General features: G+C 74.5%; 15 protein-coding genes and 1 tRNA gene. 1 reads left to right on the top strand and 15 read right to left on the bottom strand.

Going from position 1 to position 20384, the window contains the following annotated elements; all coding sequences use genetic code 11:
• Positions 1-31: 31 nt before the first annotated feature.
• The 4 genes from AC0OO9_RS07240 to AC0OO9_RS07255 form a co-directional block, all read right to left on the bottom strand.
• Positions 32-1723 carry a M16 family metallopeptidase gene (locus AC0OO9_RS07240; protein WP_484516486.1) on the bottom strand — a complete coding sequence of 564 codons (1692 nt, stop codon included), beginning with the start codon at positions 1721-1723 and terminating at the stop codon, positions 32-34.
• Positions 1720-2673: a hypothetical protein gene (locus tag AC0OO9_RS07245; protein ID WP_484516488.1), complete on the bottom strand. Its 954-nt coding sequence runs from the start codon at positions 2671-2673 to the stop codon at positions 1720-1722. The genes AC0OO9_RS07240 and AC0OO9_RS07245 overlap by 4 nt, the downstream gene beginning before the upstream one ends.
• A 43-nt stretch (positions 2674-2716) precedes the next feature.
• A complete protein-coding gene (locus AC0OO9_RS07250; RefSeq protein WP_484516490.1) occupies positions 2717-3955 on the bottom strand; it encodes an NAD(P)/FAD-dependent oxidoreductase in 1239 nt (412 codons plus the stop codon).
• Between the two features lie 257 nt (positions 3956-4212).
• Positions 4213-4285 (bottom strand) — tRNA-Asn (locus AC0OO9_RS07255).
• A 269-nt stretch (positions 4286-4554) separates the two neighbouring features.
• Here AC0OO9_RS07255 and AC0OO9_RS07260 point away from each other — a divergent pair.
• Positions 4555-4953, top strand: coding sequence for a hypothetical protein (locus tag AC0OO9_RS07260; RefSeq protein ID WP_357578147.1), 399 nt, complete (start codon positions 4555-4557; stop codon positions 4951-4953).
• Positions 4954-5047: 94 nt separating this feature from the next.
• Here the strand turns inward: AC0OO9_RS07260 and AC0OO9_RS07265 are convergent, their stop codons facing one another.
• From AC0OO9_RS07265 to AC0OO9_RS07315, 11 genes are all read right to left on the bottom strand, one after another.
• The gene (locus AC0OO9_RS07265; RefSeq protein WP_151455397.1) at positions 5048-6055 is read right to left on the bottom strand and encodes a sugar phosphate isomerase/epimerase family protein; all 1008 of its coding nucleotides are present in this window, start codon (positions 6053-6055) and stop codon (positions 5048-5050) included.
• Positions 6056-6362: 307 nt separating this feature from the next.
• Positions 6363-8468 carry a ThuA domain-containing protein gene (locus AC0OO9_RS07270; protein WP_484516492.1) on the bottom strand — a complete coding sequence of 702 codons (2106 nt, stop codon included), beginning with the start codon at positions 8466-8468 and terminating at the stop codon, positions 6363-6365.
• 76 nt (positions 8469-8544) lie between these two features.
• Entirely contained in the window at positions 8545-11412 is a 2868-nt protein-coding gene (locus AC0OO9_RS07275; protein ID WP_484516494.1) for a PQQ-dependent sugar dehydrogenase, read from the bottom strand.
• A gap of 313 nt (positions 11413-11725) precedes the next feature.
• Positions 11726-12793, bottom strand: a complete 1068-nt coding sequence (locus AC0OO9_RS07280) for a polyprenyl synthetase family protein (protein ID WP_484516496.1) — start codon at positions 12791-12793, stop codon at positions 11726-11728.
• Complete coding sequence (locus AC0OO9_RS07285) at positions 12790-14274, bottom strand: alkaline phosphatase family protein (RefSeq protein ID WP_484516498.1); 1485 nt, start codon at positions 14272-14274, stop codon at positions 12790-12792. Before AC0OO9_RS07285 ends, AC0OO9_RS07280 begins: the two co-directional genes overlap by 4 nt.
• Positions 14271-15473 carry a metabolite traffic protein EboE gene (eboE, locus tag AC0OO9_RS07290; protein ID WP_484516500.1) on the bottom strand — a complete coding sequence of 401 codons (1203 nt, stop codon included), beginning with the start codon at positions 15471-15473 and terminating at the stop codon, positions 14271-14273. The genes AC0OO9_RS07285 and eboE overlap by 4 nt, the downstream gene beginning before the upstream one ends.
• Positions 15473-16339, bottom strand: a complete 867-nt coding sequence (locus tag AC0OO9_RS07295) for a TatD family hydrolase (protein WP_484516502.1) — start codon at positions 16337-16339, stop codon at positions 15473-15475. Before AC0OO9_RS07295 ends, eboE begins: the two co-directional genes overlap by 1 nt.
• Positions 16339-16941, bottom strand: coding sequence for an EboA domain-containing protein (locus tag AC0OO9_RS07300; RefSeq protein WP_484516504.1), 603 nt, complete (start codon positions 16939-16941; stop codon positions 16339-16341). Before AC0OO9_RS07300 ends, AC0OO9_RS07295 begins: the two co-directional genes overlap by 1 nt.
• Before the next feature lie 34 nt (positions 16942-16975).
• A complete protein-coding gene (locus AC0OO9_RS07305; RefSeq protein ID WP_484516506.1) occupies positions 16976-17932 on the bottom strand; it encodes a sugar phosphate isomerase/epimerase family protein in 957 nt (318 codons plus the stop codon).
• A complete protein-coding gene (locus AC0OO9_RS07310; RefSeq protein ID WP_484516508.1) occupies positions 17929-18849 on the bottom strand; it encodes an SCO3242 family prenyltransferase in 921 nt (306 codons plus the stop codon). The genes AC0OO9_RS07305 and AC0OO9_RS07310 overlap by 4 nt, the downstream gene beginning before the upstream one ends.
• Positions 18833-19993 (bottom strand): inositol-3-phosphate synthase, encoded by a 1161-nt coding sequence (locus AC0OO9_RS07315; RefSeq protein ID WP_484516510.1) that lies wholly within the window; start codon positions 19991-19993, stop codon positions 18833-18835. Before AC0OO9_RS07315 ends, AC0OO9_RS07310 begins: the two co-directional genes overlap by 17 nt.
• Between the last annotated feature and the right edge of the window lie 391 nt (positions 19994-20384).

Here is a 20384-nt window from a genome sequence, read left to right on the forward strand (position 1 = left end):
ATCACCGGCCAGCACGAAACGGCGCCGTCGCTCATCGGCGTCGCCGGCGTAGCAGCACGATGGGCAACGCGAGGATAACAGTGAGCAGCCATCCCACCGCGATGACGCCCCACAGCCAGCCCTCGTCGCTCTCGGCCGTCTCGGTGATGAACATGCCGAGGGTCAGCAGGAAGGTCCCCCCGCCGATCGCCAGCGCGGCGAGGCCGCTGACGACCATCAGTGGGATCTCCCACCAGGAGCGCTTCACCGGCTCCCGCCGTTCGGTGCCGGCCGCGGCCCGTGGCTGCGGGATGCGGTCCGGGTCGCGGGCCGGCATGACCACCTGCCGGTCGGCCGGCACCTGGGAGTCGATCACCCGGATCGCCCCGGGGTGCAGGTCGAACATTGTCGGTTCGATCCGCATCGAGATGGCGTCGTCGCCGATGAGCTGCCGGGCGCCGTCGGGCCAGGCGAGCATGAGGGCGCATTCGGCGTACCGGACGGTGAGCGGGCCGCCGCGGCCGAGCCAGCTCACCCCGTCCACGCCGACGTGCAGCTCGCCGTCGCCTTCCTTCTCCCGGTAGGGGGTGCCGGCGACCGTGTCGGCCGAGCGGGTGGGCGCTGCGACGAAGCCCGCCCAGTCGGCCCGGTGCCCCTCGGGCACCATCAGCAGCGCCCCGGCCAGCGCCTCGCGGGCCACCTCGTGCACGTCGTCCGTGCCGACGTTCTTCAGCTCGGCGCGGTGCTCGTCGACCGTGAGGTTGCGCTCCCCGGTGAGCACGTTGAAGGCGTACGACGGCAGCCGCGCCGCGTCCACCTCGGCGGTGCCGAGGAAGTCCTGCCGCTTCGCCACGACGGCGTCGAGGTCGGCCTGTTCGATCCGGCCGACCCGGAGCTTGGCGAGCGTGTCGACGAAGCCGCCGAGCACAGCGTCCTGCTTCTCCGGCAGCGCGTCGGCCAGCGCCCGCAGCGTCGCGTGGCCGTCGCCGCGCGGCTCGTAGCCCGCCGTCGTCTGGTAGGAGAGCCCGCCGTCCTGGCGCAGCGCCCGGTACAGCTCGCGCTCCAGCACCCCGGCGAAGACGCTCGCGGCGGTCCGGCGCCGCACGACGGCGTCCAGCACCACCGCCCGCGACCCGCCGACGAAGTACGCGGGGGTCTGCGGCAACGCCGACGACGCGGCCGGCACCGGCTGCCGTACGCCCTCAGGCAGCGTCAGGCGCAGCCCGGCGGGGACGGCCTTCCCGGCGATCCAGAGCACCGCGTTCTCCCGGGTGAACCAGCGGGCCGCCCACTGCCGCAGGTCGTCGGCGGTGAGCGCGGAGAGCCCCCACTCCGGGTAGCTGGTGACGCCGAAGTCGCGGGCGCCGTGACGCCACAGCGGGATGTCGTCGACGGCGGCCGTGCCCCGGCTGCTGTACTCGGTGCGCAGGATCTCCTTCTCCACGTCGAGCCGGCCGGGCGGCAGTTCGGTCAGGTTGGCGCAGACCGAGGTGAGGAAGGTGGCGATGTCCTGCGCGGAGCCCTGCATGTGGAACGTGGTGAACACCGGCGCGGTGGCGCCGTTGACGTGGTAGTCGGCCAGCCCGAGGGGGGCCAGCGCGAGGTGTTCGAGCAGGTGGGTGATGCCGCTGCGGGCGAGCGTCTCGTCGGCGGTGCCGACCCGGAAGGTCAGCCCGGCGCGCATCGGCCCGCCGGTGGGGGCGAGCAGCGTGGGCACCCCGTCCACGTCCAGTTCCTGGATCATGACCGCCCACCCTTCGCGTACGCCTTGTCGCGGAACTTCTGGAACTGCCTGGTCGAGTCGCCGTCGATGTAGCCGAACATCGCCTCGTCGCCGAGCGGCCCCATGGCCGCGAACTGCTGTGCCGCCGCCTGGTACTCGTCCATCAGGCAGAAGGCCATCGCGAAGACGCTGCGCACCCAGACCCAGCCCCAGTCGTTGCGGAACTCGGGGTGCCAGACCGACTGCTGCGCCGCCTGGTGGATCTCGCGCTGCACGTGCGCGCCGCGCAGGTGGGCGCCCGCCTCGCGCAGGTCGTCGTGGTCGAGCGCCTCCTCCAGGTGGGCCTCGACCACCAGCACCGCGTTCGGGGCGCCGGGCGGGGCGGCGTCGGCGCATTCCCGGGCGAAGCCGTGTGCCCGCTCCCAGGTGCCACTCCACTTGGGACAGAACTGTTGCAGCAGCGAGGCCTGGGCCGGCAGGTGGTGCGGGTGGTGCTTGGCGAGCTGGTCGTAGCGGCGGCGGGCCTCCGCCTGGCCGAGCTCCAGCCCGCGCGCGTTGGTGATCCGCTGCGTCCAGGCCGCCGCGTCGTCCGGGTGCCGGGCGGTGACGTCGATCAGCACCTGCTCGGCGCGCCGCAGGTGGGCGTGGAACCGGGCGAACTGCTCCCGGCTGACGTGCTGCGCCCGGTAGGACGAGCGGATCCGCCAGCCGGCGCGGATCAGGTGCGACCCCAGCAGGGTGCCGGCGAGCGCGTCGTCGGGACGCTGCGCCAGCACCTCACGCAGGAACTCCTCGATGTCCTCGGCCTCGCCGGCCTCGCCGACGAGGAAGGTCCGGCCGTGCGGGTCCTGCCCGTCGACGAGCGCGCGCAGGGCCGGCCAGTCGCGCGCCGCGAGGGCCGCGCGCACCTGACCGACCTGGGGGTACGCCGCCGCAGCGTCGAAGTCGGGCGGCGGAAGGGGTGCGGGCATGGCGAGGAGCATAAGTGATCTTCAACGGGACGTGACCCTCCGTTCAGCCGGTACGCAGCTCCGACAGGACGGCCCCGGCGGCCCGCCAGCCGCTGGCGAGGGCACCCTGGATGGAGGGGCTGTCCCGGTGGTCCCCGGCCACGAACAGTCCCTCCCCCAGTGCCACCGGCTTGCGCAGCCGCCCCTGCGGCGGGGGCGCGGCGGGCAGCGCGTCGGGGATGGACGCCGTGGTCAGATGGGTCCAGTCCGCCGTGGACCGGCCGTAGAGCCGGGTGAGTTCCGCCCGTACCGTCGGCTCGGGCGGGGCCGACGGGCCGACCACCGAGGTGGCGACCAGGTGCCGCCCCGCCGGCGCGTACGTGGGCGCGGCCCTGCTGACCACCACCGTGTTGGCGACGATCTCGCGCCGGTCGCCGTCGAGGAGCAGGATCGGCTCGTCAAGCGGCGGCTCCGGCGTGCTGTGGTAGTAGGTCGTGTAGGCGTGCGTGCGTACCGCCGGCAGGCCCGGCAGCAGCGTGGCCGCCGCGGGCGGGTCCACGGCGACCACGACGGCGCGGCAGCGGAGGTCGCCGGCCTGGGTGCGGACCCGGCCGGGCGCGACCTCGGCGACCGGGGTGTCCAGGTCGATCAGCTCCGCGGGGAGCGGGTCGGCGACGGCGCGGGGCAGCGCGGCCATCCCCTCGGCGGGCAGGCCGATCCGGCCCCGGGCGAAGGAGCGCAGCACCATCGCGAGCACGTGGCTGGAGGTCTCCAGCTCGCGGTCGATGAGGACCCCCGACAGGAACGGCCGCAGCAGTTCCTCGACGATCGCGTCGGAGAGGCCGGCGCGGCGCAGCGCGGCCTCGGTGGTGGTCTCCTGGGCGGCGAGCAGCCGTTCCTTCGGCAGGGTGGCGCAGCCCGTGGCGAGCGCGGCGAACCGTAGCCGGTCGAGCAGGGAGCCCACGCCGGCCAGCGCGGTGCCGGGCGCGCCGGTGGGTTCGCGCAGCGGGTTCACCAGGCGGACCAGCCGGTCGCCCCTGCGCACCAGCACACCGGAGGTGAAGTGTCCGAGGCGCAGCCGGTCGACGTCGAGCAGTGCGCCGATCCGGGGGTACGCGGTGTTGAGCACCTGGAAGCCCCGGTCCAGCAGGTAGCCGTCGACCGCGTCGGTGGCGACCCGACCGCCGAGCCGGCCGCCGGCCTCCAGCAGCCGCCACGGCACACCCGCGCGGTGCAGCCGCCGGGCCGCGGCGAGCCCGGCCAGGCCGCCGCCGACCACGACGACGTCGGTCTCGGCGAGCATCGCGCACCTCCCGCTCTCCGTCGGTCCGGGAAAAGCCGGCCCGGCCACTCACCTACCCACGAATCGACGCACCAATCGACGCAGCGGGAGTCCAAGTCGACAGCGACCATCCTGCCGGGCGCGCGCCCCGGAGGTGGGCGAAACAGGTCGTCCCGCACCTGGCGGGCACGATCCCCGCCACGACGGGCGCGGGCGACGGCCGGCGTGGGGAACGGCGAACGCCCGCCGGCGTGGCCGACGGGCGTCTGGTGTGGAAGCTCCCCCGTTTGGACTCGAACCAAAAACCTGCCGGTTAACAGCCGGCTGCTCTGCCAATTGAGCTACGGGGGACCGTTGCGTCGTCCGGCGCCGATCTCGCTGCGCCGTGCGACGGCACAAGAGTACAGGATTCCGGGGGGTGTTGGTCCAGGGGGTTACCGCTTCGGTCGGCGCCCGCGCACACGACAATAAACCTGGACAAATCGTCATCCCGGCACAAGGAGGTATGAGCGGAGAGCAGGATGGGTAGTTAGCTGCAGACAGAGAAGGCAGGCGCGATTTGGTCGCCTCCGGCGGGGTAACCGTCGGTCGACGGCGCGTCAGGTACGGAAGGAGCCGCCATGCGCGGAAAGATGATGTTCCTTGGCGGGCTGGCTGCGGGATTCGTCCTGGGCGCCCGTGCCGGTCGGGAAAAGTACGAGGAGCTGGTGATCCGGGGCCGCAAGGTGCTCGACCACCCGACCGTCCAGGAGGCGGCCGGTGTCGCGCAGGCCCAGGCGACCCGCCTCTACAGCGAGGGCAAGGACAAGCTCGGCCAGTCGAAGCTGGGCGAGAAGCTCAGCAGCAACGGCCACAAGCAGGAGCTGACCGCCGCCGACGACGCGTTCGCCGGCACGCCGGCCACGGTCGGCGCGAAGAGCTCCACCGGGTCGTCGAGCACGGCCTCGACCTCCGGGTCGACCACCGCCACGCCCCGTAGCAAGCCGTCCAGCTCGGGCACCAACGGCAGCACCCTCTGATCGCACCTTCGCGCGGGCCGGTCGCCTCAGGGCGACCGGCCCGTTCGTGTGCGGGCCCCCGACGCCGGCCCGCTCGGGGTACGACCCCGGGCGGTCAGTCCTTGCTGGTGAACGCGGCGTCAAAGGCCGCGGCCGGGGCGTCGAAGGCGAGCCGGCGGACGAACTGCAACGCCTCCGGGGCGCCGACGAGGCGGTCCATCCCGGCGTCCTCCCACTCGATCGAGATCGGGCCGGCGTAGCCGATCGCGTTCAGGGCCCGGAAGCAGTCCTCCCAGGGCACGTCGCCGTGGCCGGTGGAGACGAAGTCCCAGCCGCGCCGCATGTCCGCCCACGGCAGGTGCGAGGCGAGCCGGCCCCGCCGCCCGTCCCCGGTGCGCACCTTCGCGTCCTTGCAGTCGACGTGGTAGATCCGGTCGGCGAAGTCGAAGATGAAGTTCACCGGGTCCAGCTCCTGCCAGACGAAGTGCGACGGGTCCCAGTTCAGCCCGAACGCGGGCCGGTGCCCGACCGCCTCCAGCGCCCGCTTCGTCGTCCAGTAGTCGTACGCGATCTCGCTCGGGTGCACCTCGTGGGCGAAGCGCACGCCCACCTCGTCGAAGACGTCCAGGATCGGGTTCCACCGGTCGGCGAAGTCCTGGTAGCCGCGCTCGATCATCGACGGTGGCACCGGCGGGAACATCGCCAGCGTGTGCCAGATCGACGAGCCCGTGAAGCCGACGACGGTGTCCACCCCGAGCTTCGCCGCCGCCCGCGCGGTGTCCTTGATCTCCTCGGCGGCGCGGCGGCGTACGCCCTCGGGCTCGCCGTCGCCCCAGATCCGGGCGGGCAGGATGCCCTGGTGCCGCTCGTCGATCGGGTGGTCGCAGACAGCCTGGCCGACCAGGTGGTTGGAGATCGCGAAGACCTTCAGGTTGTGCTTCGCCAGGGTCTCGCGCTTCCGCTCGACGTACGAGTCGTCCGCGAGTGCCCTGTCGACCTCGAAGTGGTCGCCCCAGCAGGCGATCTCCAGCCCGTCGTAGCCCCACTCGGAGGCTAGGCGGCACACCTCGTCGAACGGAAGATCGGCCCACTGGCCGGTGAAGAGCGTGATGGGTCGCGCCATGGTGCTTCTCCCCTGTGTTGATGGGGGATTCCGTGGGTGCGTGACCGGGGCGAGGGCGACCGGCCGGGCCGGTGCGGCGGCGGGCCACGGCGGGACACCGGTGGGTGCGGATGCACCTGGACCCGCCGGGTTGCGCCTCCCGCCGGTCACCGGCAACCGCCACGGTCGCCGACCCCACTCTAGGACCGCCGGGCCCCCCACGAAAGCCCCCGCCCCTCCCCGCGATCCTGCGGCTGTCCGTTCCCGGTGTGCACACCGTGCCGGGCGCGGACCGCGGGATCGCGGGGAGGAACGGGAGGTCAGCGGATCAGGGCAGGGTCCACTTCTGGTTGGCGCCGGTGTGGCAGGTCCACAGGTGCACGGCCTGACCGTCGGCCGGGTTGTTGCCCGAGACGTCCAGGCACTTGCCGGTCTGCGGGTTCTTCAGCGTCCCGTCCGCCTGGGCCGACCAGTTCTGCGCCCCCGTGCCGTTGCACGTCCACAACTGGATCTTCGTACCGTCGGCGGACGCCCCGCCGGAGACGTCCAGGCACTTGCCCAGCGCCTTCACCGTCGAGTTCGGCGTCACCGTCCACGTCTGCGCCGTGGATCCGTTGCAGCCGTAGATCTGGATCTGGGTGCCGTCGGCCGCGGCGCCGTTGCGTACGTCCAGGCACTTGCCGCCCAGGCCGCGGATCGGCCCGACGCCACCGCTGCCGCCGGACTTGACAAGCGTGAAGTCGTCCACGTCGAAGAGCCCCGTGCCCGAGCCGGTGAAGGTCAGGTAGAGCGTGCCGGTGCCGGACGGCACACCGGAGAGGGCGGCTGTGACGTCGGCGAAGGTGTTCCAGCCGCCGGTGTTGGGCACCGCCACCGAGCCGAGGACGGTGCCGGTCGCGGAGCCCGTACGCACCTGGATGGTGCCGCCCGCCCCGCCGGAGACGACCCGCGCCCGCAGCGACGTCGTGCCGGTCAGGTCGAGCCCGGCGTACGCGGCCCAGTCGCCCGGGTCGATGTGGCCGAGGGTCTGCCCGCCGTTCGCGCCGGCCTTGGTGAACGGCGATACCCCGGAGGCCGAACTGAACGCCTCGGCCTGGACGGTGTTCCCGACCGGCGGGTTGACGCCGAGTTCCTTGATCCGGATGTTGCGGAACGAGGCGTCGTCGCCGGTGCCGTGGTTCTGGAGCCCGATGTGGCCGGCGAGCGAGCGGACCGGGTCGGTGTTGGTGAAGTCGTTGATCTTCACGCCGTTCAGGAAGACCTGGAGGCGCTCGCCCTCGACGAGCAGCTCGTAGGTGTTCCACTCCCCCGGCGGGTTCAGCGCCGCGTCGCGGGCGGCGATGTCGGCGGACTTGAAGGTGTAGACGGCGCCGGTCGTGCGGTCGGCCGCGTCGGTGGCGTCGATCTGCACCTCGTAGCCGTTGTTGACCGCCGACCAGGGGTCGCTCGACGGCGGGAAGCCGATGAAGACGCCGGAGTTGTCGTCGCCGGCGAGCCGCCAGTCCAGCTTCAGCGAGTAGTTGGTGAACTGCTTCGCGCTGTACCAGTACAGGCCCATCCCGCCGACCGAGGTGAGGGTGGCGTCGGCGTTGCTGAAGCTGCCCGGCCCGGCCTGGGACCAGCCGGTGGTGGAGCCGTTGTAGAGCGGCGTGTAGCCGGTCTCGGGCCGGCAGTCGGCCTTGGCCCGGCCGGCCGCGTACCGGATGCCGCCGAGCAGGTGGGACCGGAAGGCCGGTTCGGCGTACGACGCCTGGGTGTGCCCGCCACCGGTGTAGAAGGCCCGGCCGCCGCTGTAGGTCTTGCACCACGAGTGCGGGTGGTCGGCGCCCATCGAGCCGCCCGAGTAGGAGGACTCGTCGAGGGTGGCCAGCACGCGGGCCGTGGAGCGGGCGTTGGTCTGGTAGTTGTACCACTCGTCGGTGCGGTTCCAGGTCTGCGGCAGGTGCGCGGTCGCCGGGTGCGCCCGGTTCTCCGCCTTCACGTTCGCCGGCTGGATGGCCGGATGCGAGGCGAAGTACGCCCCGACCAGGTTGCCGTAGAAGGACCAGCCGTACTCGGTGTCGGCGGCGGCGTGCACGCCGACGTACCCGCCGCCGGCGCCGATGTACGACTCGAAGGCGCTCTGCTGCGTGCCGTCGAGCACGTCGCCGGTGGTGTTGAGGAAGACCACCGCCTCGAAGCGGGACAGGTTGGCGGTCGTGAACTGGGCGGCGTCCTCGGTGGCGGTGACGGTGAAGTTGTTGGCGGCGCCGAGGTCGCGGATCGCCTGGGTGCCGACCGCGATGGAGTCGTGCCGGAAGCCGGCGGTCTTGGAGAAGACCAGCACGTCGTACGGGGCGTCGGCGGCGCTGGCCGGCGTGGCCGGGGTGGTGCAGGCGAGGACGGCGAGGACGGCGGTGGCCGCGCCGAGGAGGGGTCGGAGGAGTCTGCGCATGTCGCTCTCCAATTGCCGGGGCTGTCGAGGGCCGGCCGGGGCGGGGAGGGGCGCGGCGGCCCCTCCCCGCCTCAGATCAGGGCAGGGTCCACTTCTGGTTGGCGCCGGTGTGGCAGGTCCACAGGTGCACGGGCTGGCCGTCGGTCGGGGTGTTGCCCGAGACGTCCAGGCACTTGCCGGTCTGCGGGTTCTTCAGCGTGCCGTCCGCCTGGGCCGACCAGTTCTGGGCGCCGGTGCCGTTGCAGCCGTACAGCTGGATCTTTGTGCCGTCGGCGGACCCGCCGCCGGAGATGTCCAGGCACTTGCCCAGCGCCTTGACCGTCGAGTTCGGCGTCACCGTCCACGTCTGCGCGGCGGTGCCGTTGCAGCCGTAGATCTGGATCTGGGTGCCGTCGGCGGTGGCCGCGTTGCGTACGTCGAGGCACTTGCCGCCGAGCCCGACGACCGGGCCGGTGCGGACCCCCGCCGAGCCGGTGGTGAAGGCGAACGTGTCCACGTCGTAGAGCGCGCCGGTGCCCGTGCCGGCGAACGTGAGGTAGAGCGTGCCGGTGCTGGCCGGCGCCCCGGAGATGCTGCCGCTGACCGTGGTGAACGCGTCCCAGGCGCCGGTGACCGGCACGGTGGCGGAGCCGAGCACGGTGCCCGTGGGCGAGCCGACCCGCACCTGGAGGGTGCCGCCGGCGCCGGCCGAGGAGACCCGGGCGCTGAACGAGGTCGCGTTGTCGATCCGGTACGGCTCGAACGCGATCCAGTCGCCGTTGTTGATGTCGCCGACGGTCCTGCCGCCCTCGGCGGTGCCCTTGTCGAAGGTGCCGACGCCGGAGGAGGTCTTGAAGTGCTCCGCCTGGCGCTTGCGCGGCTGGAGGGTGTGCTGCTTGTGCGTGGTCAGCCCGCCCGCGTCGGTGTACTCGGCGTCGAAGACGGCGAAGATGTTCGCCGCGTCGTCGTGTTCACCGTCGACGGGGATGGTGATCGAGCCGGAGCAGCCGTTCTTCGAGGTGATCTGGTGGCCGTGGTTGTCGTGGCCCAGCACGTACGTCATCTTGACCTTGGTGCAGTCGATGGCGGCGTCCTCGGGGTCGGTCACCGTGATGCTGAACGGCACGGTGTCGCCGTAGCTGAACAGCTTGCCGTTGGCCGGGCTGTTGATGGTGACCGTGGGCGCGGTGTTGCCGACGCCGATCTGCACGTTCGCCGTGCCGGTGGCGCCCTGCGGGTCGCGGACGGTCAGGGTGACCTGGTAGGTGCCGTTGGCGGTGTACGTCTTGCTGGGGTTGGCCGCCGTCGAGCTGGTGCCGTCGCCGAACGCCCACGAGTACGTGAGCCCCCCGCCCTCCGGGTCGCTGGACCCGGCCGAGGAGAAGTTCACGGTCAGCGGGGCCGCGCCGGAGGTCTTGTCGGCCGCGGCGACGGCGGTCGGCGCCCGGTTGCCGCCGGCGATGTAGTCGTAGCGGTAGAGCGCCGAGTTGGCGTCGCCGTTGAAGTAGCCGGTGCCGTAGTCGAGGATGTATAGCGCGCCCTCGGGCCCGAACGCCATGTCCATGATCTGCTTGCCGTTCCACGGGAACGTGTCGATGCCGCCCGGGCTGCCGTCGGCGTTGAGGTGGATCGGCTTGACCCAGCCCCGGCCGAGTTCGCCGGCGAAGAACTGCCCGTCGAAGGACTGCGGGAACTTGGTGGTGGAGTTCAGCGCGGCGTCGTAGCGGTAGACGGGGCCGCCCATCGGCGACTCGGAGCCGCCGCCGAACTCGGGCGGGGTGCCGGCGTCGCCGGCGTACCGGATCCAGGCCGGCTTCGCGCCGGGCAGGGTGGGCAGGCCGGTGTTGCGGAACGAGTTGTTGGTCGGCCCGCCGGAGCAGTTGTACTTCGCCCCACCGGTCCCGGCGGCGAAGTCCCACTCGGCGTACGTCTCGGTGGCGGTGTTGGTGCCGGTGCAGTACGGCCAGCCGTAGTTGCCGGGCCCGGTGACCCGGTTGAACTCCACCTGGCCGCTCGGCCCCCGGGCGCTGGTGGTGCCGGCGTCCGGGCCGTAGTCGCCCACGTAGACGATGCCGGTGGCCCGGTCCACGCTCATCCGGAACGGGTTGCGGAAGCCCATCGCGTAGATCTCGGGGCGGGTCCGCGCGTCCGAGTCGACGAACATGTTGCCCGCCGGGATCGAGTACGTGCCGTTGGCGTTCACCTTGATCCGCAGGATCTTGCCGCGCAGGTCGTTGGTGTTGGCCGCGCTGCGCTGCGCGTCGTACGCGGGGTTGCGGTTGGTGCGCTCGTCGATGGGCGCGTACCCGGCGGAGTCGAACGGGTTGGTGTCGTCGCCGGTGGAGAGGTAGAGGTTGCCGGCGGCGTCGAAGTCGATGTCGCCGCCGACGTGGCAGCACATGCCCCGGTCGGCGGGCACGTCGAGGATGTCGACCTTGCTGCCGGTGTTGATCGTGAAGTCGGCGTTGAGGGTGAACCGGGAGAGGCGGTTGACGCCCTGCCAGGCCGAGAAGTCGGTGCCGGTCGCCGGCGCGTCGCCGGCCGGGGTGGCCAGTGGCGGGGCGTAGTAGAGGTAGATGTGCCGGTTGCTGGCGAAGTTCGGGTCGGCCCCGACGCCCTGCAACCCCTCCTCGTCGTGGGTGTAGACCGGCAGCGTGCCGATCACGGAGGTGGTGCCGGCGGAGTCCGTACGCCGGACGGTGCCGTTGCGGGCGGTGTGCAGGACCGACCGGTCGGGCAGCACCGCGATCGTCATGGGCTCGCCCACCTCGGCGACGCCCTTGGCGAGGGTGACCTGCTGGAAGTCGGTGCCGACGATGGGGTGGGCCTGGGCCGGGCCGGGGCCGCCCAGTGTGGCCGGGCCGGCGCCGAGGGCGACCGTGCCGGCGGTGGCGGCCAGCAGCAGCGCCGAGGCGGCGGAGAGCCGTCGTCGGAGCCGTGGGGTGGGGGCGTCCTGGGTGGACATGGGTGTGCCGTCCCTTCCTGACGAGTGACTGCCAGGGCGGGCGCGCGCCGTCGCGCCGGATGCCGTAGCGGGGGATGCGGTCGGCCCGCCGGGGTGCCGTGCCCGGCTGGCCGCGACCTGCGAGGGATGGAGTGGACCCCATCGATCGGAGGTCACCAGTCGATGGGTTCCCGCGCCGCCGGTTCACCTCGACGAAACAGATTCGTGATGGCCCGACATTAAATGGCGAGCATCGATGTGTCCATACCTTCCGCCGATTCGGCACCAACTTTCGTCGATCCCGTCAAAAGTCGCCGCCTGTCGCAGCCGCGACTCAGTGGGGACGGTCGACGGCCTGGGCGGCGAGGGCGGTCAGGGCGGCACGGGCCTCGGCGGTCACCGGGGTGGACCCCAGGGCAGCCAGGGCGGCCTCCGCGCGTACCCGGATCATCTCCTCGATCCGCTCGCGGGCCCCGGTGCTCTCGATGATCTTCCGCAGCTCGGCGGCACCGTCGCCGTCGAGCGCCGGGTTGCCGAACAGCTCCCGCAGCCGCGCGGCCTGCGCCCGGTCGGCGGCGCCGCGGGCCAGCGCCATCATCACCGTCGGCTTGCCCTCCCGCAGGTCGTCCAGGACCGACTTGCCGGTGACCGTCGGGTCGCCGAAGACCCCCAGCACGTCGTCGCGCAGTTGGAACGCGTCGCCCAGCGGGTCGCCGAACTCGGCCAGCGCGGCGAGCAGTTCCGGCCCGGCCCCGGCCAGCGTCGCCCCGATCTGCAACGGCCGGGTGACCGTGTAGCGGGCCGCCTTCATCCGGACCACGGTCAGCGCGCTCGCCACCGACCCGTCGCCCACCCCGGAGACCAGGTCCAGGTACTCCCCCGCGATCACCTCGGTGCGCATCAGCGCGTAGACCGCGTACCCCCGGTGCACCCGCCCCGCGTCCAGGCCGCACTCGTGGAACATCTGGTCGGACCAGGCGGCGCAGAGGTCGCCGCAGAGCAGCGCGGTGTTGCGCCCGTACGCCTCGGGGTCGCCGCGCCAGGACGAGCGGGCGTGCAGGTCGGCGAAGAGCCGGTGCACCGACGGCCCGCCCCGGCGGCGGTCGCTGCCGTCCAGGATGTCGTCGTGGATCAGCGCGAACGCGTGGAACAGCTCCAACGCGGCGGCGGCCGTCACGATCGGGGCGCCGTCGGGGCCGCCCGCACCCCGCCATCCCCAGTAGCAGAAGAGCGGGCGCAGCCGCTTGCCGCCGGCCAGCACGAACCGGTGCAGCGCGGTGAAGACGCCCCGGGGCGCGCCGTCCGGCCAGTCCCGGCCCTGCCGGTCGAGGAAGGCGGCGAGCGCGGCGTCGCACCGGGCCCGCAGCCCGCTCGTGTCGGTCGGGGCGACGACGGCGGTCACGCCTCCTCCCCGGACGGCCCGGCCGACGCCGGGGTGGGCGGCGTGGCCGAGGGCGGGGTGGCGCGGCGCGGCAGCGGGACCGGGCCGGGGATCGCCGGCGGCGCCAGCCCCGCCAGCTCCAGCAGGAGTGCCTTGACCTCGGTCGCGGCGACCCGGTCCCGGGCGGCGGACGAATCGGAGCAGAGCAGCACCGGCCCGTCGGCGGGGTCGGCCGGGAGCCGGCCGTGCGACCCGCGCACCGCCCGGGCGCCGGCGTCCAGCCCCACCACGCTCATCAGGTAGCGCATCCCGAGCTTCTTGCGCGCCAGCGCCACGGCGGCCCGCCGCTTCGCCGCACCCGGCGCGGCCGGGTCGAAGAACAGCTCGGCGGGGTCGTAGCCCGGCTTCCGGTGGATCTCCACCAGCCGGGCGAAGTCGGGCGCGCGGGCGTCGTCGAGCCAGTAGTAGTAGGTGAACCAGGCGTCCGGCTCGGCGACGAGGACCAGTTCGCCGGCGCGCGGGTGGTCCAGCCCGTGCGCGGCCCGGCCGTCGGCGTCGAGCACCTCGGCCACCCCGGGCAGCCCCGCGCAGAGCGCCGCCACCGCCGGCACGTCGGCCGGGTCGCGGACGTGGACGTGCGCCACCTGGTGGTCGGCCACCGCGAAGGCCCGCGAGGTCCACGGGTCGAGGTACTCCATGCCGGCCTGGGTGTGCACCCGCAGCAGTCCCTCGGCGCGCAGCAGCCGGTTGACGTCGACCGGCCGGGACACGTCGGTGATGCCGTACTCGGAGAGCACCACCACTGTCGCGTCCCGGGCGCGGGCGGCGTCCAGCAACGGCCCGAGCACCCCGTCCAGCTCGGCCGCCGCCGCGGCGGCCCGGGGCGACGAGGGGCCGAAGCGTTGCAGGTCGTAGTCGAGGTGCGGGACGTAGACCAGGGTCAGGTCCGGCGCGTGGTCGGCGAGGATCCGCTCGGCGGCCCGGCAGATCCACGCCGACGACGCCAGCCCGGCGCCCGGCCCCCAGTAGCTGAACAGCGGGAAGGTGCCGAGCCGGTCGGTGAGGGCGTCGTGCAGCTCCGGCGGGTCGGTGTAGCAGTCCGGCTCCTTGCGCCCGTCCGCCCGGTAGACGGGGCGGGGGGTGACCGTCCAGTCCACGTCGGCGCCCATGGCGTACCACCAGCAGACGTTGGCGACGGTGAAGCCCGGCTCGACCCGGCGGGCCGCCTGCCACAGCTTCTCGCCGCCGACCAGGGCGTGGTGCTGCCGCCAGAGCAGCACCTCGCCGAGGTCCCGGAAGTACCAGCCGTTGCCGACGATCCCGTGCCCGGCCGGAAGCTCCCCGGTGAGGAACGTCGACTGCACCGGGCAGGTCAGCGCGGGCAGCACCGTGCCCAGCTCCGCGCGGAAGCCGGCGTCGGCGACCGCGCGCAGCCGGGGCATGTGCGCCAGCAGGCGCGGGGTCAGCCCCACCACGTCCAGCACCACCAGCCGCCCGCTCATCGCCGTACCTCCGCAGTCGCCGGGGTCGCCCGGCCCGCCGGCGCCAGGCCCAGGGCGAGCAGCTCGGCGCGGGCGAAGGCCAGCTCCGCGGCGATGCCGGCGGCCAGCTCCGCGTCGGTGCGCGGGCGCCGCGCGGCCGGCAGCACCCCCCAGGTGTACGTCTCGACGTCGAGGTGGTCGCAGCCCGCCTCCGGCCCGGCGTAGAGCGCGGCCAGCGCGGCGCGCAGCACCGGCAGGGTCGAGCCCAGCGGCGGCTCGGGCGGGGCGTGCAGCGGCACGTGGTAGTGCACCCGCCACGGGCCGGGCAGCCGCGCGGCCAGGGCGGCGTCCAGGTCGTCGGCGGCGTGGGCGGGGTCGGCGGGATCCGCCGCCCCCGCGCAGCCGGCCGCGCGGGTCTGGTGCAGGAAGCGCGGCTCCACCCAGCGGCGCAGCGCCGGCGTGGCCCCGGCGGGCGCCTCGATGGCGGCCGAGACCTGCACCTTCACCACCGGCAGCCCGGCGGCGCGCAGCCGGCCCAGCGCCTCGGCCGGCGCCTCCCAGGCGCAGGCGAGGTGGGCGAGGTCCAGGCAGACGCCGAGCCGGTCGGTGTCCACGCCGGACAGGGCCGCGACGGCCTGCCCGGTGCTCTCCACCACGCAGCCCGGCTCCGGCTCGAACCCGACCCGCACGCTGCGGCCGGTCGCCCGCTCGACGGCCGCGAGACCGGCGGCGAGCTGGTCGAGCCGGTGGCGGGCGGCGTCCGCGCGGGCGGCGTCCCAGGGCCTCCGCCAGGCCAGCGGCAGGGTGGAGACCGAACCCCGGGCCGCGTCGTCGGGCAGCAGGTCGGCGAGCACCCGGGCCAGGTCCAGGGTGTACGCGAGCCGCCCGCCCGTCGTCCAGTCGGGGTGGTAGACGTCGCCCTTGACCACGGGAGCCTGGAAGGCCGCGTACGGGAAGCCGTTGAGCGTGACCACCTCCAGCCCCCGGGCGGTAAGCGCGGCCCGCAGCCGGCGGCGGGCGGCCGGGTCGGCGGCCAGCTCGGCGGCGACCGGGGCGGCCAGCCACAGCCCGAGGCCGAGCAGGTCGGCGCCGAGCGCCTCGCGTACGGGCTCGGCGTGCGTGTCCAGTTGGCGCAGGATGCCGGCGAGGTCCTCGGCGGGGTGCACGTTTGTGCAGTAGCCGAGGTGGACGGTGTCGCCGCCGGCGTGCCGCAGCCGCATCAGCTGCCGCCGCGCAGGATCGAGTTGCCCGCCCAGGTGCCGATCGGCGGGTCGGCGGCGGCGTGCTCCAGGTCCGTCAGGTCGAGCCGCCCGGACTGGCCGTAGAACTCGACCGGGTTGCGCCACAGCACCCGGTCCACGTCGTCGTCGGTGAAGCCGGCCAGCAGCATCGCCTCCCCGGTGGCCCGGGTGAGCAGCGGGTCCGAGCGCCCCCAGTCGGCCGCCGAGTTGACCAGCACCCGCTCGGTCCCGTACGCCCGCAGCAGCTCCACCATGCGCGGCGGGGACATCTTGGTGTCGGGGTAGATGGAGAAGCCCAGCCAGCAGCCGGTGTCGCGGACCAGCCCCACCGTCACCTCGTTGAGGTGGTCGAGCACCACCCGGCCCGGCGCGACGCCGGACTCGGCGACGACGGCGAGGCTGCGTTCGACGCCCCGCGCCTTGTCCCGGTGCGGGGTGTGCACCAGGACCGGCAGGTCGTGGGCCACGGCCAGGGCGAGCTGGGCGGCGAACGCCTCGTCCTCCTCCGGCGTCATCGAGTCGTAGCCGATCTCGCCGACCGCCACCACGGCGTCCTTGTCGAGGTAGCGCGGCAGCAGGTCGAGCACCGGGCGGCAGCGCGGGTCGTTGGCCTCCTTCGGGTTCAGCGCGACCGTGGCGTGGTGGCGGATCCCGAACTGCCCGGCCCGGAACGGCTCCCAGCCGACCAGCGAGTCGAAGTAGTCGGCGAAGGAGGCGGGGCTGGTGCGGGGCTGGCCGAGCCAGAACGCCGGCTCCACCACCGCCCGGACACCGGCGGCGGCCATCCGCTCGTAGTCGTCGGTGGTCCGCGAGGTCATGTGGATGTGCGGGTCGAAGATGCGCATCAGGCCTCCTGGATTTCGCGCAGCCGGGTGAGCAGGTCGGTCGCGTCCGCCGGCACGGCGCGCCCGGCGGCCTGCCGCTCGGCGGCCAGCGACGCGAGCATCACGGCGAGTTCGCCGTCGGCGCGGGCGTCGAGGTCGTGCACCACGGCCAGCGGCACGCCGGTGAAGACGCACTTGAGCACCGCCTGCCGCCAGGCGGCCGGGTCGAGGTGCCGGGCGTACGGGCCGAGGGCGGCGGCCAGCAGCCGGGTGTCGTTGGTGCGGATCGCGTCGTGCAGCAGCGGCGTCCCGGCCGCGCCGACCGGCAGCAGCGGCAGGGCCTTGAGCACGGCCCGCTTCTCGGCGGCGTCGCCCTGCCGGTAGCGGGTCCCGGCGTGGGCCGCGTGGTCGGTCGGCAGCGCGGCCAGCAGCAGGGCCCGGGCCGCCTCGTCGGCGCTCCAGCCTGGCGCCCCGGGCAGCGGTGCCCGGCCGCAGCGCCGCCCGGCGGCGGGGAAGAACCGGTCGATCGTCGCCGGTTCGGCCGCCACCCGCCGCAGCGCCTCGTCCAGCCAGTCGGGTTCGGGTACGCCCCGCAGCGCGGCCCGCAGTTGATCCGGTGTCATCCCGTCTCCTCCCTCGTGCTGCCGACGTGGCCCGTCACCGTCGCTGGCGTGCCGCCTCCGTCGCGGTGGCACCCGGTTCCGGGCGTGCCGCCTCCGTCGCGGCGGCGCGCAGGAAGTCGAGCGAGCGGGCCGCGACGGCGGGGGCGGCGTGCGAGTGCCGGGGCAGCTCCACGGCGACCAGGCCCCGGTAGCCGGCGTCGCCCAGGGCCCGCAGCACGGGCGGGAAGTCGATCTCCCCCGCGCCGAACTCCAGGTGCTCGTGCACGCCCCGGCGCATGTCGTCGATCTGCACGTTGACCAGGTACGCGCCGACCTCGCGTACGCACTCGGGGACACCTCGCGGTTCCAGGCAGCGGCAGTGCCCGATGTCGAGGGTGATGCCGAAGCGGGCCGGGTCGCCGAGCGCCGCGCGCAGCCGGCGCCAGCCGGCGATGTCCTCGACCAGCATGCCCGGCTCCGGCTCGAAGCCGAGGGTCGTGCCGGCCGCCTCGGCGGCGTCGAGCACCGTCGCGCAGCCGGCGACCAGCCGGTCCCAGGCGGTCTCCGGTGCGACGGCGTCGGGGCGTACGCCGGACCAGAGGGAGACGGCCTCCGCGCCCAGGTCCGCGCCGATCCGCACGGCCCGGCGCAGGAACTCGACGCGCCGCGCCGGGTCGTCGTGCAGCAGCGTCGGGGCGTGCTTGTGCCACGGGTCGAGCAGGTAGCGGGCACCGGTCTCGACGACCACGGCGAGGTCGAGCGCCGCGAGCCGGCGGGCGACGGCCGCCACCCGACGGGCCAGCGCGGGCGCGAACGGGTCGAGGTGGTCGTGGTCCAGGGTGAGCGCGACGCCCTGGTAGCCCAGGTCGGCGACGACGGCGAGCGCGTCGGTCAGCCGGTGGTTGGCGAATCCGTTGGTGCCGTAGCCGAACCGGAGCCCGCCGTCGCCGTCGGCCGGGCCGGCCACCGCCGTGGCCCGGAGGCCCGGAGCGGGACGCGTCGGGGCGGTCATGTCGGGGAGATCCTTCGGGCGAGCCGGCCGCCGAGCGGCGCGGCCGCCGCCACCGCCAGCCCCAGTAGCCCGGCCCCGGCGCGTGCGGTGAGGGCACCCTGCAACGCGGGCAGCCCGGTGATCCCGGCTCCCACCGCCGCCCGCACCCGGCCGGGGCGGGGGTCGGCCGCCGCCCGGGCCTGGGCCGCGCCGTAGCGGGCCGCGTACCAGCCGGCCAGCAGCGCCGGCAGCGCGGTGGCCGGACCCCGCCGGCCGGCGCGGCCGGGCGGTGCGACATCCGCGTCGGGTCGGCGGTCCCGCACCGGCGGGGCAACGCGCGGCACGGCGGCGCCCGCGGCGACCAGGGCGGTGCCGGCGAGGGTACGCAGCGGCAGCGCGGCGTCGGCGCCGGTGACCTCGCGGCGGGAGAGCGCGGTGACCGTCCATGTGTGCGCGGCCACGGTGACCGCCGCCGGCACCGCCCGCAGCACCCGTCCACCCGTCGCGCCGAGGAGGACGTCCAGCCCCCGGCAGGCGGCCATCACGGCCGGGCCGGCGGCCGTCGACTTCGCCGCCAGGTCGTACCCCCAGACGGCGGCGGCGAGCGGGACCGCGACAGTCGCGGCGCGCCGGCCACCGGCGGCGGTGGCCAGCGCGACCCCGGCGGCGGTGAGCCCGGCGGCGAGGCCGAGCGCGGCCCCGGGGGCCACCCGGCCGCTGGGGATGGGCCGCTCGGGGCGTTCGACGGCGTCCAGCCGGCGGTCGGCCCAGTCGTTGGCGGCCATCCCCGCCCAGTAGAGCAGGACGGACGCGGCGGCCAGCGCGGGCGTACGCCGCCCGAGCGTGCCGGCGGCCGCCGCCCCGGCGACGACGTCCCCGGGCACCGAGAGCGCGGCCGGCGCCCGGACCAGTTCGGCGAGGTCAGCGAGGCGCGGCATCGGTGCCTCCCGCGTGCAGCCGGTGGGCGAAGCCGCACAGTCGGGCCCACTGGTCGGCCAGCGAGTGGGTGGGCGTGCCGAGCGGGTCCTTGAAGAAGAAGGCGAGGTCGGTCAGGGGGCCGGCGTGGCCGCCGGCGTGCGCGGCGGCGGTGAGTCGGGCCAGGTCGAGCACGAGGGGCGCGGCCAGGGCGGAGTCGCAGCCGTGCCAGGTGAACTCCATCCGCATCCCGGTGCCGAGGAACCCGGCGAACGTGATGAGGTCCCAGGCGGTCTTGAAGTCGCCCAGCGCCTCGACGTACTCGATCCGGGTGCCGCCCTGCGGCAGGTGGCCGAGGGTCTCGCCGAGCACCCGCTGCTTGCTCTCCACCTTGGCCGCGTTGGCCGCCGGGTCGGCGAGGGTGGCGCCGTCGCCGCCGCCGAGCAGGTTGACCCCGGACCAGGAGCGCACCGCCAGGTGCCGCATCGCGAACATCGGCGCGAGCACGGACTTGACCAGCGTCTCCCCCGTCTTGCCGTCGTGCCCGGCGTACGGGATCCCGCGCTCGGCGGCCAGCGCCACCAGGGCCGGGAGTCGCAGCCCGGTGGACGGGGTGAAGTCGACGTACGGGCAGCCCGCCCGCACCGCCGCGTACGCGTAGAGGGAGCTGGGCGGCAGCACCTCGTCGGGGCCGGCGAGCGCGGCGGCCAGCGCGCCCGGGTCGGCGTGGCCCGGGTGCGGGCGGGCGGCGGGTTCGGTGGCCGAGACGTTGACCACCACCACCCGGTCCAGCCCGTGCCGGCGGCGGAAGCCGGTGAGGTCGCGTACGGTCGCGGCGGCCCGGTCCGCCTGGGTGCCGCCGGCGGGGGCCGGACGCAGCTCGCGTTCGACGGCGGCCAGCTCGTCGGGGAGGGCGGCGACCAGCCGGCCGGGCAGCACGCCGGCGGCGGCCAGGGTCTCGGCCCGCTTCGCCAGCGGGGTGGTGACGACGTCGTGCCCGCCGAGGACCAGGTCGGTGAAGGCCGGCAGGGCGGGCCCCCGCAGGTCGGGCAGCTCGGTGACGCAGCCGGTCGGGCCGGTGAGCCCGGACCGCAGGGCGAGCGCCCCCACGATGCTGGTGGTCGCGACCGAGCCGCGTGCTCCCACCAGCCAGACACCCGTACGCATGGTGCTCCTTCCCGATCAGGAGGAACCAGCCGTGCATTGAGTTATATAGATATCAGAAGTTTGTTCGGAAAGATATGCATCTATGCGGATGGGCCCCGTCCGCCGGCCGCCCCGGGAGGAGCCCACCGGTCCGGTGTCGACGTCGGCGGCGACGACCCCGGCCCGGATCCCGGCGCGGGCACGGACGGACGGGGCTGGCAGGCAGGGCCGGTCGGCGTCCCGTCCCTGCCTCCCCCGCATCCGCCGGTCGGGACGACGGCGCGCGCCGACCGGACGTCGTGGGGTGACACGGCCCGGCAACGGTCGCCGGGTGGTGACGGTCCTCCGGTGCGACCGGGGAATCCCGGTCCGGCCGCACCGGACGACCGTTCTGCTCGTGCGTCACCGGGCC

This window comes from Micromonospora sp. USAFONa4 (assembly GCF_057197825.1).

What these genes read in the sequence shown, in the direction of transcription:
- AC0OO9_RS07240 (WP_484516486.1), bottom strand. Translation starts at nt 1,723, where the DNA reads ATGATCCAGGAACTGGACGTGGACGGGGTGCCCACGCTGCTCGCCCCC.
- AC0OO9_RS07245 (WP_484516488.1), bottom strand. Translation starts at nt 2,673, where the DNA reads ATGCCCGCACCCCTTCCGCCGCCCGACTTCGACGCTGCGGCGGCGTAC.
- AC0OO9_RS07250 (WP_484516490.1), bottom strand. Translation starts at nt 3,955, where the DNA reads ATGCTCGCCGAGACCGACGTCGTCGTGGTCGGCGGCGGCCTGGCCGGG.
- AC0OO9_RS07260 (WP_357578147.1), top strand. Translation starts at nt 4,555, where the DNA reads ATGCGCGGAAAGATGATGTTCCTTGGCGGGCTGGCTGCGGGATTCGTC.
- AC0OO9_RS07265 (WP_151455397.1), bottom strand. Translation starts at nt 6,055, where the DNA reads ATGGCGCGACCCATCACGCTCTTCACCGGCCAGTGGGCCGATCTTCCG.
- AC0OO9_RS07270 (WP_484516492.1), bottom strand. Translation starts at nt 8,468, where the DNA reads ATGCGCAGACTCCTCCGACCCCTCCTCGGCGCGGCCACCGCCGTCCTC.
- AC0OO9_RS07275 (WP_484516494.1), bottom strand. Translation starts at nt 11,412, where the DNA reads ATGTCCACCCAGGACGCCCCCACCCCACGGCTCCGACGACGGCTCTCC.
- AC0OO9_RS07285 (WP_484516498.1), bottom strand. Translation starts at nt 14,274, where the DNA reads ATGAGCGGGCGGCTGGTGGTGCTGGACGTGGTGGGGCTGACCCCGCGC.
- eboE (WP_484516500.1), bottom strand. Translation starts at nt 15,473, where the DNA reads ATGCGGCTGCGGCACGCCGGCGGCGACACCGTCCACCTCGGCTACTGC.
- AC0OO9_RS07295 (WP_484516502.1), bottom strand. Translation starts at nt 16,339, where the DNA reads ATGCGCATCTTCGACCCGCACATCCACATGACCTCGCGGACCACCGAC.
- AC0OO9_RS07300 (WP_484516504.1), bottom strand. Translation starts at nt 16,941, where the DNA reads ATGACACCGGATCAACTGCGGGCCGCGCTGCGGGGCGTACCCGAACCC.
- AC0OO9_RS07305 (WP_484516506.1), bottom strand. Translation starts at nt 17,932, where the DNA reads ATGACCGCCCCGACGCGTCCCGCTCCGGGCCTCCGGGCCACGGCGGTG.
- AC0OO9_RS07310 (WP_484516508.1), bottom strand. Translation starts at nt 18,849, where the DNA reads ATGCCGCGCCTCGCTGACCTCGCCGAACTGGTCCGGGCGCCGGCCGCG.
- AC0OO9_RS07315 (WP_484516510.1), bottom strand. Translation starts at nt 19,993, where the DNA reads ATGCGTACGGGTGTCTGGCTGGTGGGAGCACGCGGCTCGGTCGCGACC.